We start from the raw sequence: 14,253 nt of genomic DNA, 5'->3' as shown, positions 1-14,253 counted from the left end.
AAGTGACTAACAAGCGGGTAGATGCGAACACGTTTAGTGGGAGTATCGTACCCATTGCTTGCTAAGAATAAAAAATAGTGAATGCACAATAAAAAAGGAAAGCAAAAAACTCTCGCCTTCCCTTCATTCATGTGAGCCCATATGAGCCCTAAAGCTACCTTTTAACAGAATTTGCCAGATATCAAATGCATGAACTCGCTTCTCATCATTCATGAAATACAGTTTTGGGCTTTCTTTCCTTTGTGTCATTGACTTTACCTCCCATGCTATCTATCACTCTGAATCACAGTAAAGTCAAGTCGATATTATGTCTCATACGCTTTCGTCCGACTGTTTTCACAGAACTGGTGCTGGATTTAAACCTTTTCTCCACAGTTAGCGCAAAACTTGCTGCCGGAGCTCAGTTTCGCACCACAGTTAGAACAGAATTTCGGCGCAGCGTTTTGTACCTGCATTGTCCGTTTCTGTTCTGCCTCGTGTTTCTGCGTCGTTCTTTGATTCTCTGCTTCCGGTTTCCGCGGCGCAGCATCCGCAAAAGCTTCCCCTTTCACTTTTGCGTTCCGGCAACGCGCTTTAATATAATTGGCCACAAAGGCAAAGTCTTCGTCGTCCGCATACACTTGGTTGCGGCTTAGGGTTTCGTTCAAACGAATCAGATGCTCCTTCGTCAAAATTTCTATTTCTTTCACATCGTTGAAACTGCTGTACATAGAAGTTCGCACCGCTGCCAGAACGCCTGTGCCTGCCGCACCCAAATGCCCTCCGGCAACACCCCAAAGCGCAGAAATCGCTCCAATCAGTTGTGCTTTCTTCACATGCTTTTCATGCTGCTTGTGATTGATGCCGCTCTCATCCATCTCAAACATTACGCAATATTTTCCGCCTATCATATAAGCAAAAATAAGATAGCCTATAATGCTGAGAACCAGAAGAATCCCAAACAGGATGCACGCCGCCTGCGCAATGAACTGTAGCGTCTCCATGAGATCGCTGTCCATGATGTTTATGGCAAACAGAATTGCCAAAACAATCACAATGGCGATGCCCATCGCCCTCCAAATCTCTTTGATAATCACCAAAGATTTGTACATATCCAGTTCATACACCCAGCGGTACTTACCGTCGCTGCACATGGTTATATTGTTGCTTTTGTAAAATAAATCAGTCATTATTACAGCGCCTCCCTCAGGTCTTTCCTCACTTGGCAGTACCGTTTTCTGCAACGCCCACCTGTTTGAATTCATATTCTACCGTAGTATAACGTGGCAGCACCTTGTCATCTTTTTTATAATAATCTTTTAACGTTACCGTGGCAACCAGCAGGCATGTTTTATCCGGTATTTTGTATTTTACGCTTACGTTCAGCCGTTTGCCCGCCGTACCCTGCGCCGTGCGGTGGAAAGGTTCCAGCTTTTTGTCTGCCTGCCGACTCATGTCCTTATAAGGTTCCATTGTGATCTCTACTTCCTGCGCCGTACCCGGTAGCGATTGTTTAGATAGAAGAGAAAACCGCAGGGTTCCATCCGTATCCATCATGCCTTTTCGTTTATAAAAGGCCTTCGCTTCCTCTCTGTCTTCCTGGCAGCTGATTTGCTGTGACCATGCATCGTATATGCTGATTACCGCAGTGACCTTTCCATCCACGGAAAAGGTCTCTATATCCACCGGAGCGGGTGGCGTAGCTGACGCAACCGAAGTAAAAAAGCACAGGAAAACAGTCAAAAAGAATACCCCATGTAACAACCTTATTATCTTTTTCATACGCACCTCGCCAACACTCACACCAAACTCCCACCGCTCATGCAACAAGCTGTCGTTTGTACCGCCACTCAAATTTGCTTTGACAGCCTGCGAAGCAGGTTGCAACCATTATCCTGTGTTTACGCCATTTTTGCAACTGATTATTGATCGGTCTTAACACTATTGCCCGTCCAACGGATCAGGCCCATATCGGTTAGGTCCCTTAGTACCTTTACAAAAAAGAAGAAAAAAACATTCCTTCAATGAGTTATTTGCTGCCACTCATAGCGCCATTCTGTTTGGCTTCCGTTAGCGGCGAAATAGAACGAGATGACATCGCCCGGTTGCGGGTTTGCCGGCATCACATGAAAAACCGTCGCCGAGTCACCATAATTGCTTTTTCCGCCGCCCGTGCCGGCCGAAAGATGGAAACCAGTGTCCGGATGCGGATTCCCTTCGTCCTTTATATTATAGAAATACGGAGCCGCTGCATCCATGGCCTTTCCCGGTCCTCCCCATTGGCAACAGGCGGTGGTGCCAAAATAGAATTGGTCGCGGGTCGTTTCTGTCATTGTCAGCCGTATGTCCATCGTGATTTTCTGTCCGGCTTTGGCGTGGGAAGGCGGGGGTGTGCAAGTTGCCTCAAACGAAGTTGTCTGCACTGGATTGTGGAGATGCGTCGTAGTGGAATAATGGCGCATAAGGCCATTGCTTTGCTCGTAGGAATAGTCGGTGGCGTATTGGTCCGTTCTCGTATCCTCCATCGAGCGGGTCGAGGTATGGATCAGCTTCCAACCGTAGAACGGGATGACGTCATTGGTGGCAACCGGCTGGTATGTGCCGGTCAGTTCCAGCATGCCGCAGTTGCCGGAAGATTCGTTCCAACTCCATGTGCTCTGATCAGAATCGTGGATTTCATAGGTATGGCCGGGTTTCATCAAAAAGTTCGGATAGACGTCCCAATAGATGTTATTATGGCCGGAATAGCTGCGGCCCGTGGCCTGCCATTTCCCCAGCATCTGCCCGTTTTCCCATATACTGATGGTGCCTGGGGAAGCTGTGCCAAGTCCATTGTTCCAATGATATGTGCTGATTTTCTCGACCAGTATTGGGTCCTGATCTGCCTTGAGCGTCAGGGACTTAATATACGGCGGGTTATTGTTTACCTCATCCCCGTTCATGTTTGAAAACATGGGCATCTCCATCGCGGCTTTTTCCTCTTTAATGATCGCTTCTTTTTCCTTTGCAAAATTGTCGCCACACCCTGCCATAATCAATGTCGTCATGCAAAGCAAAAATAATAGAATCTTTTTCATTATCCCTCACACCTTCGCCCCACAGTTGGCATAGAACTTGCAATTGGGTTCACTGTCAACATCAAAAAAACAACATTCCTGTCCTAATTCTTGAGTCAAAATTTAATAGCACCAGAAGTCTTCTGTCCGATACTTCCAGCCGATTCGTTTCATACAGAAATCAAACACCTTGTCCCCGGGGGAAACCACTGTCATGTTGTTTCCGCTCATCTGATTCGTTTCGTAACGCCACATTTCTTGCCCGTATTTGATAAACTTCCATTTAATAATACATTTCACTTTCCCGTTCTGCACCGCTTTTGCGGAGACCTTGATAAACTTGCCGTCCAGGTTTTCTTCCCAAGCAAGCGTTTCATCCATCACATAGATGTCCGCGTTTATATTTTGCCAATGATCCACCCAGATGTCTTTCGCTTCACAAGGGGTAACTGCTACAGAAAACATCGTGGCTGCAATCATCATTACAAGAAATACAAACCTTTTCATGCTGACCCTCCTTTATATACATTTCAATTACGCAAACTTCGCAGTTGTAAAACTGCCCATTAATTATTAAATCAGATTTTCTAAAATAAAATAGCATAAGCCGTCTCCGTTTTGTATAAAATTCATTTCGATACAATGGCCGGATGCAAAGTGCACCTACTATTTTCCGAGCAGCCAAGAAGCGTCGCGGCCGGTCCCCATATCTTCTTTCCGTGGAAGCGGAGGCTGTAAAGGGAGAACAAGCTATTCCTATAAAACTGGTCTTTGTAAGAAACAGGAACAATAGGCAGGATTATCTGATTTTGGTTTCTACGGATGTTAATTTGTCCGAAGAAGAAATCATCCATTCACTCTCGTATACAAATTACCTCTGGTTAATTCACAGGGCGTAAATAATACCATGGAATCATTTACGCCCCATGGAATCCTTGATTTGCATGAAAATATCGTTGTTTTTGGTCTTATTTCGGCATTTTGGCCTGTTTTCCTGCCAAATTACAGAATTTTTTTACTGTTAATATAACGATGGATTTTTTTACGTTTGCGCATCAGCAGGCGCATTGGCCCACTTTAGGAAGGTCGGCGCTGAAACACCCAATGTCTCTGCGGCCTTGCGGGCGGAGATTTTTCCGGCTTTCCACTGTGCGTGGATAGCTGGAAAGCCCTTGGGTTTCTCCATGGGCTTTCTGCCCAGCGTTACGCCTCTTGCCCGGGCTGCTGCCAGTCCCTCCATGGTGCGCTGGTGGTTCATGTTCCGTTCCGTTTCCGCAACGTAGGAAAAGACTTGGATGACCAGATTGGAGATGAGTTTTGCCGTGAGGTCATCCCGTTGGGAGACGGTGGATACACGGATGTAGCCGTAAACTGTACCGCTCGTGTTCTTGTTCATAAGCAATTCCTCCATTCAACAGGTTTAACAACATGTATATTGTAGAGGAATCCTTGATTGCAAGGAAATTTTATCAACCGCAAAGCGAGCGGCGCTGACTGGTCAATCTGACCAATTAGCGCCGCCCGCTATTTTTTACATCATTTTTCAAACCGCCTAAGTTCCTGTATAAGCTCGCCCAGCTTGTCGGTGAATTTGTCCATCGACTTCTGGAAGCTGGTCAAGAGGTAGAAGGTCACGACAATGGGAAAGCCCACGGCGGAAACGGCGGTGAGGATGGTTTGTTCCATAATGTGGCCAAACCGCCGCCTTACGGCAGGGCGGTTTCCTCCACCGTGCGGATGAATGCCCTGTCCAAGGCCACCAGCGGACTGCCGCCCACGAGGAAGGCTTTCTTGACCGCAATCTCATTGGCTGCGGCTTTGACTTCGGCCTCGGTCAGGTCCGCTTTGGGTTCGGTGATGGAAATGGGCGTAATCTTGCCATTTTCCGTTTTGAAATTCATAACCAGTGTGCTTTTCATGATTTATCCCCCCTTAATCATGTTCCTGTGCCAGCAGGCAGGCGTCCGTCCGCCCGATGCTTGCTACCGGCAGGGCCTGCAATTTCGCCAGCATGGTGCCAATCTCCAGCAGGTCATCGTCCGCAATTTCCGGATTTACATGGGGAAGGTTCAGATAGCTATAACTGTCCTTCCCGCTGCTGGTCGTCCCGACAATGCGGGTGATTTTCAGTGTGGTCTTCTGTTCGTGTCGCATTTTTTGTCCCTCCTCGTAAAAGCAAAAAGGCCGCCGGATTGTCACCTCGGCGGCCTCTTTGCGAAAGTGACAACCCAATTATATCTAACGCCTAAAGGCGGCAGATAGCTGCAATCTTGTCATTTTCGCATTTGTATTCGGTTAGGGATGCTATAGGAAGTTCCTTACAGTTCTTATATTAGGGAGTTGACAAGTCAAAGGCAAGGGGAAAATACATTTACCAGTTGCTATTCACCAAAGCTGATGCTTCTTTGTGGGAAAGGGAATAGGTTTCGATAATCTGTGTAATAGCCAAATCCTTGTTTATCTTTAACTTTTTAAGCATAGCCACGGCTTTTTTCAGACTTTCTGCCTCGCCTTCCTTGCGGCCTTCCTCTGCAGCATATCTTAGCTGCGCCGCTTGGTCACGACGGAACTTTTCTGCTTTTTCATAAGACCGTTTGGCCACTTCGTCCTTGGTGAACACGTCTTCCACCTCCATTGCCTCTTGGATTGCGGCCTCGCTTGCCGCGATTTCTGCCAGCTCCTCATCCGGTGTGCTGGGGGAGAAATAGGCAGCCCATTTCTCCATGCGATTCATTTCTTTTACGTTTCTGCCCTTGAACTTCGGCAGTTCAAGGTAAAGCCTTGCCATGTAAGTTTTATGAAATTAAATCTGCCCAATCATCTTATGCGTCTGCGGAATTACGCGCACATCCTTGAGTTTGGTCAGGGCGTAATTCTGGCAGATAAGAATTTTTTCCGGGCTGGCAGCCTTGCAGCCGCCGTAGGGTGTCACCGGCTGAATGATGAACAGTGTTTCCGGTGCAGTTTCCGCCACAAGGTCAATAGCCTGCCGGAATTCTTCTTCCGTGGTTTCCTCTGCCACTACTAGCTTGATATACAAATCCTTGGTCTTGGCAATTTCGATAAATTTGCGGTGCTCCTCCCACTGCGGACGGCTGATAATGCTGGGCAGCTTGATGTCCATGCTGATGATATCCGCGACATCCATAATGCTTGCCAGTTCCTTATACAAGGTGCCGTTGGTTTCCAAAAAGACAGGCACTTCTACTTCCTTGGCCACTTCGCGGATAAATTCTGCGTGCAAAAGCGGCTCACCGCCGGTAAAGCTCACCGCCTGATGGGGAACTTCCTGACAAAGCCTGTTTATCTCCATCGCCACCTGCTCTGCCGAGCGCGGATTGGGGAGCGTTGCAAACTCCCGGCTGCCGGCGTAAGTTTCCACCTCGCAGGACTTATGGCTGCCCGGCGTATTTTCCGTATCACAGAAGCTGCAGTCCAGATTGCAGCCTTCAAAGCGCACAAAAACCTGACGGCAGCCCACATATTTGCCCTCTCCCTGAATAGAAGAAAATATTTCAATAAGATTCTTCTTCATAACTCAATCCTTCGTGTAAGTGACGCTGGATTTCGGTGATTCAAAGACCGTTATCGCCGCCAAAACGCTGTCGCGCTTAAAAATCTCATTACCGGCCAATTCTTCAAAGATAATCCGGGCAAGATTTTCCGCCGTAGGATTTACGCCATCCTTAAAGGGAGCCAGTTCATTGAGATAATGATGGTCAAAGCGTTCCAAAGTATCCTTCAAGGTCTGCTTAATATCCTTGAAATCCACCAGCATGCCCAGTTCATCCAGTTCCCGGCCTTTGACAACCGCTTCCACCACCCAGTTATGCCCATGCAGTTGGGCACATTTACCAGGATAACCATTGAGATTATGGGCTGCTTCAAACGCGCCCTCTACTTTTAACGTATACATTATTGAAAAACTCCTTACTTATATAAAATATACATGATTATAACACCTTCAAGCTGTCCTTTCAACACCAGCAAAGCTATATGTCCTGCCACGAGGCCCTGACAGCAGGCAATGACCTTATCTGTTTATCCTGCAATTCATAAGCTATGCCGTTATAAAAGCACAACCGGCTTCTTACTTAGAAATCAGCTGTGCTTTTTTATCCACTGAACTATGTATTTCAGCATTCATTTGTCGTCCAGCCTTCTGTATAAATTCTCATTTTTTTCATGAGTTCCTTGGACACATCCCTCATTAGTTGTTTAATCTCTATTATTCCGCTCTTTCATCAGTCTGCGAAGCCCTGCACGAAGAACTTGATGAAAGCGATGGTCTGCGGCTGATAGATGATATCCACTAGGAACGCGCCGACAATGGGGACGATCATGAATGCCTTTCTGGACATGCCGTACTTGTCCTTGACCGCCGTCATGTTCACGATTGCGGAGGGCGTAGCGCCAAGGCCGTGCCCCAGAAGGCCCGCGCACATGACTGCTGCATCGTAGTTCTTTCCGAGGATTGGGAAAACGACGAAGATGGAAAGGAGCACCAATACTACCACCTGCGCGATGACGATGATAAGAACTGATCCAATCAGGTCAAGCAGCTGATACAGGTTCAGGCTCATCAGCGCCATGGAAAGATACAGATTCAGCATGACATCGCCAGTGCTGTCCACCAGCGGGAATCTGAAATGATACCAGTGGAACTGCTCGTTCAGGTTGCGGACAATCATAGCAACGAACATTGCGCCGACATAGGACGGGAAGCTCATTCCGATCAGCTTGCCAAGCCAGCCGGAGATCTCGATTCCAAGTGCCATACAGAACAGGATCGCGGTCACGTTCTTCAGGATGTCCAGGGTGGTGAGTTTCTCGCCGTGTCCTGCGTTGATCTCTTCGACGGAAGTGTCCAGAGTATCGGAGTTGTCCGGGGTCAGGTGGTTCTTCTCGATCAGCATGCGGGCCACTGGGCCACCCACCAGAATGCCGAAGATCAGGCCGAAGGTTGCAGCTGCCGCGCCGACGGTGATACCTGCCGGATAGCCCATCTCGATAAAGGTGGAACCGTAGGAGCCTGCCGCTCCGTGTCCGCCGGTCATGGAGATGGCGCCTGCCAGAAGCGCGTAGGGATACTCAATGCCTGTAACATTGGCGAGGCCGATGCTGATGCAATTCTGGATGATGGAGACAATGCCGGCAATCAGCCAGTAGACGAGCAGCAGGATGCCCCCCTTCTTCAGAAGGGAAAGGGACGCGCCCAGGCCAACGGTGGTGAAGAACGCCACCATGAACGGACTCTGGAAGGTCGTGTCGAGCTTGAATGCGAACGCGCCGCTCTGATGGCCGGCAAAAGTGATGAACATGAACAGGAAACCGCCCACCACAGGAGCCGGAATACAGTACTTCGTGAGGAAACTCACCTTCTTCCGAAGCCAGAAGCCGATTAGGAGCAGGATGGCGGCCAGCGCCGTCGTCATGACCATCGTACAGCTGATATTCAATGTACCTTCAACAGTTTCAAAAGACATGTCTGTCACATCCTTTGTGCGTTATTATCTCTTAATAACATAAAATGTCGTGCGAAACGGGATTTCGCACGACAAGACAAGGAGCCACAATTATATTTATATCCTAAAAATATCTTTTATTTACCGGTCAGCTTGCCCTTGGTATCCTGCTCTGCGCTCCTGATGTCATCACGCATATCCTTGGCAAGATTGAGTTCGTGGAAATCTTTGTCCTCATGCAAGAGCATGCTGAACTTGTCCGTCTGGTCAAGATAAGCCGTGCCCTTTTTGAAGGAAAGTTCCAAAACATGCCCGCCCTTTTTCTTATCGTCCGACAGGAAATGGAAGTGCCAGCCCACCGAATTCAGCTCACCCATATAGCTGGGACAATACAATCCTACGATGGTGCCTTTGATATTTTTCTCGGTAAACTCCGTCTGTTTGTCTTTCAACGCCTCCACCAAGGTGGGATACGGCTTTTGACTTCCGTATTCACTGCGGAACAGAATGGAGGAAAATTCGGCGGGAATCTTCACCATGTAAAAGCTGTTAACGCCATGCTCTTTAACCGCCTCGTTCAATGCTTTTTCCAAAGCCGCTTTATCCTTCACATTCTGCAGGTCAACAGCAATATCCCGGTCAAAAAACGTCACGTTGGAAAAGGGAATAACCGTTTTATCCGGGCAAAGAATCACACGCCCATCCCCCAAGGCCTGATAAATCTTGCCATCCAGCATAATCATCTCACCGTTCAGGCCTTCAAAGGTTCCGATACCCGTATCCCCCATGGTGCGAAGCTCTCCGGCTGTAATCGTGCCGCCGAAATAGCCTTGCGCCAAAGATTGCAGGAGTGCCACCTGCGTAACGGTTTCACGCTCCGCCGGTGCGGCCTCGGCCTGTGCGCTGATTCCTGCCCCCAACGTCATAGCTCCTGCCAGAAAAACGGTCATTAATTGCTTTTGCCTTTTTGCATTCATTTTGGTCATCCTTTCTGATGTAGAGATAAAAAATCGAATACAGCCTGCCAATACCCTTTTCCCGCCTCCTTCATGGCATCACCATGTCCTGCTCCTTCGACGATGAATTTGACTTTGGGGGCGTTGCAGGCGGCAGGCGGTGCCAACGGGTCTGTATCACTGCCACGCTTCAGGGCATAATCGACAAAATAATCCCCTACGGCATAACCTGCCAGCAAAAGAACAGTCAGGAGAATCCTAAGCTATCACGGCAGACTTGGCTTTAGGAGCATTTTCCCGCAGCCATTGCCAAAGTTCCTGAGGGTGTCCCATATTGGTGGCATTGCTTAAAAGCTCCTTGGGCGGCAGCACCAGTTCATAGCCGGCAGCCTCCACTACCTCTACTGTCTGATGATAGGAAATCGGTCTGTCATCATGCGGAATAAACAGTATCCTGTCCCCCGCCTGAGCAGAGCACCAGGGCCATAAAAACACAGTCAATAAGAACAGCAAAATTATTTTATTCAAGTCAAAGTACCTCTTTTCAAATTTACGCTTTTTCTATTTCGCCAAGGTTCGTTAAAAATCCTGCCTGAAAACCTTAATCATGCGCTGACAAAAAAAGCCCTCCTGTTGCAGGAAGGCTTTAAGCTATTTCATAATGTCTTTTGTATTCTTTACATTGCCCACAATATCATCCATGCTCATAGCGCGGGTGTGCTTGGTATGGCTCCATTCGTGTTCGTTGCGGTGGATGAAGCCCAAAAAGATAATGGGAATCCATGAGTAGATGAACACCGGATAGAGCAGCATATAGAGCCAGGATTTCCATTTTGCCCGAATCTTGAACAGAATTATCATGGGCAGAATGTACTGACCAAGCATGATGGCCGTCATGAGCTGCGAGGGCATGAAATTGTAGATGTTCGTGTAAAACGGCGGGAACGCCAGCTGGATATAACTGATGATGATGAAGATGGTAGAAATCATCAGGAAATGCGGCTGCATGAGGTAGATACATTCATCCCACATGCGGATATCCTTGTTTTTCCAACCAGCTTTGAGCATCTTCGGAATGAAGCGGTTGCCCACATCAAACTGCCCCTGTGCCCAACGGCGGCGCTGATTCCAGGACTGCTTGAAGGTCAGCGGCTTTTCATCATAGATGATGGCGTCATGTGCCCAGCTGGTCTTGATGCCTTCGGCCATGCACTTCATGGTAAATTCCATGTCCTCGGTCAGGCAGGTTGCCTGCCAGCCGTGGCGCTTTAAGATTTCCATGTCAAAGCACATGCCCGTGCCGCCTAAGCAGGCAGACAGGCCGATATTGGACTTGGCCAAATGGGAGATATGGCAGATAACCCAGAACGCGATGGCAAAGGTACCAGCCACCCAGGTATCGTAAGGGTTCTTGGCATCCATATAACACTGGATAACCTTATCGCCCTTGCAGAGGCGGTTATTCATTTCCATCAGGAACTGCGGATGCACGAGGTTGTCGGCGTCAAACACGCAGACAGCATCATATTCCTTATCCATCTTGAACAGACGGTCAAACATCCAGTCGAGTGCGTAGCCCTTGCTCTTTTTCGTCGGGTGCGTGCGCTCATGGACAATAGCGCCGGCGGCAGCGGCCACTTCGGCCGTATTGTCGTCGCAGTTGTCGGCAACCACATGGATATCGTACATATCCTTCGGATAGTTCAGGTGGCCCAGGTTCTCTACCAGCTGACCGATAACCGCCGACTCATTATGCGCGGCCACCACGAGCGCAAACGTCTTTTTCGGGGTCTTAATCTTCTTCTCTTTCCGCCGCCACATACCGCAGAAACCAATGATGAAGAAATACAGGGTAAAGAGGAAAATCATTATCTGCATCGGCACCATGATGATGTCAAATGGATGTGTCAAAAATCATCAGCCTTCCTTTGCAAACAGTGCAATAATTGTATTGAGTATACCGGCTGCGCCATAGGTGCAGAATACTGCCACCGCCAACGCCGGCAGCAAAGCCTCATGGCCCAGCCACAAAATACCGGCAAACATCACAAACGCAAAAATCTTCGTAACAAGGTAAATGGGTTCTGCCCCATCACCCTTGAAATTGGGGTAATGCACATGGCTCACCATCAGATAGCCCACAATGGCCATGATGATGGGATAAGCGATACCAAAGCCCAGCGGGTCAATGCCCAGGCTCACAAAGAGCAGGGTGGTCATCGCTACAATGTTGCCGCCGGCAGGAATCGCCAGCCCCATGAAATAGCCATGCACGACATCCGCATTGACATTAAAGCGGGCCAGGCGCCACATGCCGCATACGGCAAAGATAATCACCACAGCCATGCCCAAAAGGCCATGATGCTGCAGCACAAATACCCACGCCAAAAATGCCGGGGCAATGCCAAAGGAGCCAAGGTCACAGAGCGAGTCCATTTCCTTGCCCATTTCGCTGGACACGCCAAAGAAACGGGCCGTGCGGCCATCAAGGCCATCGGCCACGAGCGCCAGCAAAATGAAAATCGAGCCCCAAATCAAATCACCATGATAGGTCGAAAGTATGGAGCACATGCCGAACACGAGGTTCATGGACGTGCATAAATTCGGTAGAAAACGTCTGTAATCCATCAGTCTTTTATCCTCCCCAAAACGGTCAAGCCGCCAGAAACCTTCTGCCCTTTGGTCACGGCGATTTCCACATTTTTCGGCATTACCACTTCCAGGCAGGAACCGAATTTAATCATGCCGTAAAGCTCGCCCTGCTTCATTTCATCGTCCAAAGTCACATAGGACACAATGCGGCGGGCTAAGATGCCGGCAATCTGTTTTACGCTGATACGGATGCGCTCATTTTCGATGCCGAGCACATGGTGCTCGTTCTCAAAGCCCACCGTATCTTTATAAGCGGGACGGAAACGACCGCAGAAATACTTCTGCAGCTTGATTTTGCCCCGAATCGGACTGCGGTTCACATGCACATTGAATACGGACATAAAGATAACGACCTTGTTGCAAGGCTCTTTTACAAATTCGTCCGTTTCCATCGGCACGATATCCGTCACGGTACCGTCAGCCGGCGAAAGAATCACATCTTCGTCAAGCGCAATTTCCCGCTTGGGATTGCGGAAGAAATAACAAAAATAAAACATCAGTACGATAGGGATTACCGCCGCATAGGGGCTAATGGAAAAGCCCACGAGAAGCGCCAGCAAAAAGCAGGCACCAATAAAGGGATAACCCTCAGAAATAATAGGGGTCAAGCTTCCACCTCCTTATAAATGATAAACATTACGCACGGCGCGACTTATAGCTATGCACTTTCAGCACAAACTTCGGCAAAGCCATCAAACGGCCTGCGCGTTTCGGCTGCAAAAGTCCGCGGAACAGCCATTCGAGCTTGGCTTTCTGCATCCAATAAGGCGCACGTTTCATCACACCGGCCATAACGTCCAGCGTACCACCTACGCCGATGGACACCGGTACATTAAGTTCCTTCAGGTGTGCATGGAGCCACTTCTCCTGCTTAGGCACGCCAAGGGCGGCAAGCAGCAAGTCCGGCTGCGCAGCCTTGATTTCTTCGATAATCGCTGCCTCGTCTTCGGTCTTGAAATAGCCATCCCGCGTACCGACGATTTCAATACCAGGATAAAGTTCCTCGGCCTTGGCCTTAGCCTTCTCTGCCACGCCGGGAGCCGAGCCAAAGAAAAACACCTTCTGCTTCTTGCTCGGAGCAATGCGCATAAGTTCCTGCGCTAAGTCGAAGCCTGCTACCCGCTCTGGCATTTCATAACCTAAATGATGGGCAGCCCAAACCGTGCCAGCCCCATCCGGCACGACCAAAGCGGCATCATTTAAGATATCCTTTAATTCCGTGTCATGCGTTGCCCGCATAATCATCTCTGCATTGGCGGTGGCAATCAGGACATTTTTTCGTTCATCCATATAACCTTCCACCTGCGCAACTGCCTGAGCCATGGTGACAGAATCCACCTTCACGCCCAGTATATCAATCTTTTCGGCCACGCCGCTACCTCCCCAATTTTCATCTAAACACTCATTAGACAAGTTTACTACAAATAAAAGAGAGCGTCAACCGCTCTCTTTTTGCATTTTAGACTATATCTGCTGTAAAAAATTCATCTTTTCATATATCTATATTTCTGCTACAATAATATCCGGCTGGTGAGTCGGTCTTCCCGCAAGGGGAGGTGGTAACGATGACGTTATACGAAAAGCTGTCCTTAGTGATGGCCGCTCTGACACTGATTGTTGCCGTCTTAGGATTGTTCAAGTAAGAAATTACTTTGTAATATGAAAAAGACCGCTTGTTAAGCGGTGCGGCCTTCCTCACATACTAGTTAAACGGGAAGTGACCGGCGCTACGACACACCAGCCATTTCTTTATGCTCATTATACAACCTGTGATTGTACATTTCAAGCCTTGACAGCATTCGTCAGGGCTTTTATTTTTGCATCAGCATATTCAGCATTTGTGCAGCCTGTTCGTTTGCCAGTACGTGCTGAATTTTTTTGTTACAGCTCAGTGGGGGCGGAGATGGTAATACTTTTCGCCCTAAGCGATGTCCGTATAAGACGGCATTTTCGCAGTGATAAGCAACAAGTACATCGATGTTCTTGTGACGGGAGCAACGAATTCGTGGCGGCAATAGGCTAATCCGTAGCTTGGGGCGAACGGGGAGTGCTTTTTCTGTTAGGAGCGACTGCCTGAACGCAGTGAAGGCCGTCCCCTGGAGAAAGCAGCTAAGCAAATACGCTGAAAGAAGCGCCGTTGGCCTG

The 14,253-nt window shown here is 48.6% G+C and carries 19 protein-coding genes; all 19 read right to left on the bottom strand.

Going from position 1 to position 14,253, the window contains the following annotated elements:
- Positions 1-356: 356 nt before the first annotated feature.
- Positions 357-1,169, bottom strand: coding sequence for a zinc ribbon domain-containing protein (locus tag G598_RS0106480; protein WP_026766257.1), 813 nt, complete (start codon positions 1,167-1,169; stop codon positions 357-359).
- Between the two features lie 28 nt (positions 1,170-1,197).
- The gene (locus tag G598_RS0106475) at positions 1,198-1,761 is read right to left on the bottom strand and encodes a hypothetical protein (RefSeq protein ID WP_157833288.1); all 564 of its coding nucleotides are present in this window, start codon (positions 1,759-1,761) and stop codon (positions 1,198-1,200) included.
- A 239-nt stretch (positions 1,762-2,000) separates the two neighbouring features.
- Positions 2,001-3,056 (bottom strand): hypothetical protein, encoded by a 1,056-nt coding sequence (locus G598_RS0106470; RefSeq protein ID WP_026766255.1) that lies wholly within the window; start codon positions 3,054-3,056, stop codon positions 2,001-2,003.
- A gap of 102 nt (positions 3,057-3,158) precedes the next feature.
- Complete coding sequence (locus tag G598_RS0106465) at positions 3,159-3,542, bottom strand: hypothetical protein (RefSeq protein WP_026766254.1); 384 nt, start codon at positions 3,540-3,542, stop codon at positions 3,159-3,161.
- 535 nt (positions 3,543-4,077) lie between these two features.
- Positions 4,078-4,431, bottom strand: coding sequence for a recombinase family protein (locus tag G598_RS17260; protein ID WP_051180026.1), 354 nt, complete (start codon positions 4,429-4,431; stop codon positions 4,078-4,080).
- 140 nt (positions 4,432-4,571) lie between these two features.
- A complete protein-coding gene (locus G598_RS19490) occupies positions 4,572-4,721 on the bottom strand; it encodes a YvrJ family protein (RefSeq protein ID WP_071837954.1) in 150 nt (49 codons plus the stop codon).
- 20 nt (positions 4,722-4,741) lie between these two features.
- On the bottom strand, positions 4,742-4,954 hold the full coding sequence (locus G598_RS0106450; RefSeq protein WP_026766253.1) for a DUF2922 domain-containing protein: 213 nt from the start codon (positions 4,952-4,954) through the stop codon (positions 4,742-4,744).
- Between the two features lie 13 nt (positions 4,955-4,967).
- The gene (locus G598_RS17255) at positions 4,968-5,189 is read right to left on the bottom strand and encodes a DUF1659 domain-containing protein (RefSeq protein ID WP_037363408.1); all 222 of its coding nucleotides are present in this window, start codon (positions 5,187-5,189) and stop codon (positions 4,968-4,970) included.
- A gap of 217 nt (positions 5,190-5,406) precedes the next feature.
- The gene (locus tag G598_RS0106440) at positions 5,407-5,823 is read right to left on the bottom strand and encodes a PD-(D/E)XK nuclease family transposase (protein WP_026766252.1); all 417 of its coding nucleotides are present in this window, start codon (positions 5,821-5,823) and stop codon (positions 5,407-5,409) included.
- A gap of 15 nt (positions 5,824-5,838) precedes the next feature.
- Positions 5,839-6,570, bottom strand: coding sequence for a 7-carboxy-7-deazaguanine synthase QueE (locus G598_RS0106435; protein ID WP_026766251.1), 732 nt, complete (start codon positions 6,568-6,570; stop codon positions 5,839-5,841).
- Between the two features lie 3 nt (positions 6,571-6,573).
- Entirely contained in the window at positions 6,574-6,951 is a 378-nt protein-coding gene (gene queD, locus G598_RS0106430; RefSeq protein WP_026766250.1) for a 6-carboxytetrahydropterin synthase QueD, read from the bottom strand.
- A 328-nt stretch (positions 6,952-7,279) separates the two neighbouring features.
- Positions 7,280-8,521: a sodium/glutamate symporter gene (gltS, locus tag G598_RS0106425; protein WP_026766249.1), complete on the bottom strand. Its 1,242-nt coding sequence runs from the start codon at positions 8,519-8,521 to the stop codon at positions 7,280-7,282.
- A gap of 116 nt (positions 8,522-8,637) precedes the next feature.
- A complete protein-coding gene (budA, locus tag G598_RS0106420) occupies positions 8,638-9,477 on the bottom strand; it encodes an acetolactate decarboxylase (RefSeq protein ID WP_026766248.1) in 840 nt (279 codons plus the stop codon).
- Positions 9,478-9,482: 5 nt separating this feature from the next.
- Positions 9,483-9,695, bottom strand: coding sequence for a hypothetical protein (locus tag G598_RS0106415; protein ID WP_026766247.1), 213 nt, complete (start codon positions 9,693-9,695; stop codon positions 9,483-9,485).
- A gap of 19 nt (positions 9,696-9,714) precedes the next feature.
- Entirely contained in the window at positions 9,715-9,984 is a 270-nt protein-coding gene (locus G598_RS0106410; protein ID WP_026766246.1) for a DUF4127 family protein, read from the bottom strand.
- A 123-nt stretch (positions 9,985-10,107) separates the two neighbouring features.
- The gene (locus G598_RS0106405) at positions 10,108-11,343 is read right to left on the bottom strand and encodes a glycosyltransferase family 2 protein (protein ID WP_051180027.1); all 1,236 of its coding nucleotides are present in this window, start codon (positions 11,341-11,343) and stop codon (positions 10,108-10,110) included.
- A gap of 30 nt (positions 11,344-11,373) precedes the next feature.
- Positions 11,374-12,084 carry a CDP-diacylglycerol--serine O-phosphatidyltransferase gene (gene pssA, locus G598_RS0106400; protein ID WP_026766244.1) on the bottom strand — a complete coding sequence of 237 codons (711 nt, stop codon included), beginning with the start codon at positions 12,082-12,084 and terminating at the stop codon, positions 11,374-11,376.
- Entirely contained in the window at positions 12,084-12,716 is a 633-nt protein-coding gene (locus G598_RS0106395; protein ID WP_026761386.1) for a phosphatidylserine decarboxylase family protein, read from the bottom strand. Before G598_RS0106395 ends, pssA begins: the two co-directional genes overlap by 1 nt.
- Before the next feature lie 28 nt (positions 12,717-12,744).
- Complete coding sequence (locus G598_RS0106390; RefSeq protein WP_419185351.1) at positions 12,745-13,431, bottom strand: WecB/TagA/CpsF family glycosyltransferase; 687 nt, start codon at positions 13,429-13,431, stop codon at positions 12,745-12,747.
- Positions 13,432-14,253: the final 822 nt, after the last annotated feature.

The sequence above is a fragment of the Selenomonas ruminantium subsp. ruminantium ATCC 12561 genome (assembly GCF_000424065.1).
Taxonomy (GTDB): Bacteria; Bacillota; Negativicutes; order Selenomonadales; family Selenomonadaceae; genus Selenomonas_A; species Selenomonas_A ruminantium.
Note: the sequence above shows the minus strand (reverse complement) of the source record. Positions and strands in the feature narration are given on the sequence as shown.

Coding starts and splice junctions, on each gene's coding strand:
- G598_RS0106440 (WP_026766252.1), bottom strand. CDS start 5,823: ATGGCAAGGCTTTACCTTGAACTGCCGAAGTTCAAGGGCAGAAACGTA.
- G598_RS0106390 (WP_419185351.1), bottom strand. CDS start 13,431: ATGGCTCAGGCAGTTGCGCAGGTGGAAGGTTATATGGATGAACGAAAA.
- G598_RS19490 (WP_071837954.1), bottom strand. CDS start 4,721: ATGGAACAAACCATCCTCACCGCCGTTTCCGCCGTGGGCTTTCCCATT.
- G598_RS17260 (WP_051180026.1), bottom strand. CDS start 4,431: ATGAACAAGAACACGAGCGGTACAGTTTACGGCTACATCCGTGTATCC.
- pssA (WP_026766244.1), bottom strand. CDS start 12,084: ATGGATTACAGACGTTTTCTACCGAATTTATGCACGTCCATGAACCTC.
- G598_RS0106435 (WP_026766251.1), bottom strand. CDS start 6,570: ATGAAGAAGAATCTTATTGAAATATTTTCTTCTATTCAGGGAGAGGGC.
- G598_RS0106405 (WP_051180027.1), bottom strand. CDS start 11,343: ATGGTGCCGATGCAGATAATGATTTTCCTCTTTACCCTGTATTTCTTC.
- G598_RS17255 (WP_037363408.1), bottom strand. CDS start 5,189: ATGCGACACGAACAGAAGACCACACTGAAAATCACCCGCATTGTCGGG.
- budA (WP_026766248.1), bottom strand. CDS start 9,477: ATGAATGCAAAAAGGCAAAAGCAATTAATGACCGTTTTTCTGGCAGGA.
- G598_RS0106465 (WP_026766254.1), bottom strand. CDS start 3,542: ATGAAAAGGTTTGTATTTCTTGTAATGATGATTGCAGCCACGATGTTT.
- G598_RS0106470 (WP_026766255.1), bottom strand. CDS start 3,056: ATGAAAAAGATTCTATTATTTTTGCTTTGCATGACGACATTGATTATG.
- queD (WP_026766250.1), bottom strand. CDS start 6,951: ATGTATACGTTAAAAGTAGAGGGCGCGTTTGAAGCAGCCCATAATCTC.
- G598_RS0106475 (WP_157833288.1), bottom strand. CDS start 1,761: ATGAAAAAGATAATAAGGTTGTTACATGGGGTATTCTTTTTGACTGTT.
- gltS (WP_026766249.1), bottom strand. CDS start 8,521: ATGTCTTTTGAAACTGTTGAAGGTACATTGAATATCAGCTGTACGATG.
- G598_RS0106450 (WP_026766253.1), bottom strand. CDS start 4,954: ATGAAAAGCACACTGGTTATGAATTTCAAAACGGAAAATGGCAAGATT.
- G598_RS0106480 (WP_026766257.1), bottom strand. CDS start 1,169: ATGACTGATTTATTTTACAAAAGCAACAATATAACCATGTGCAGCGAC.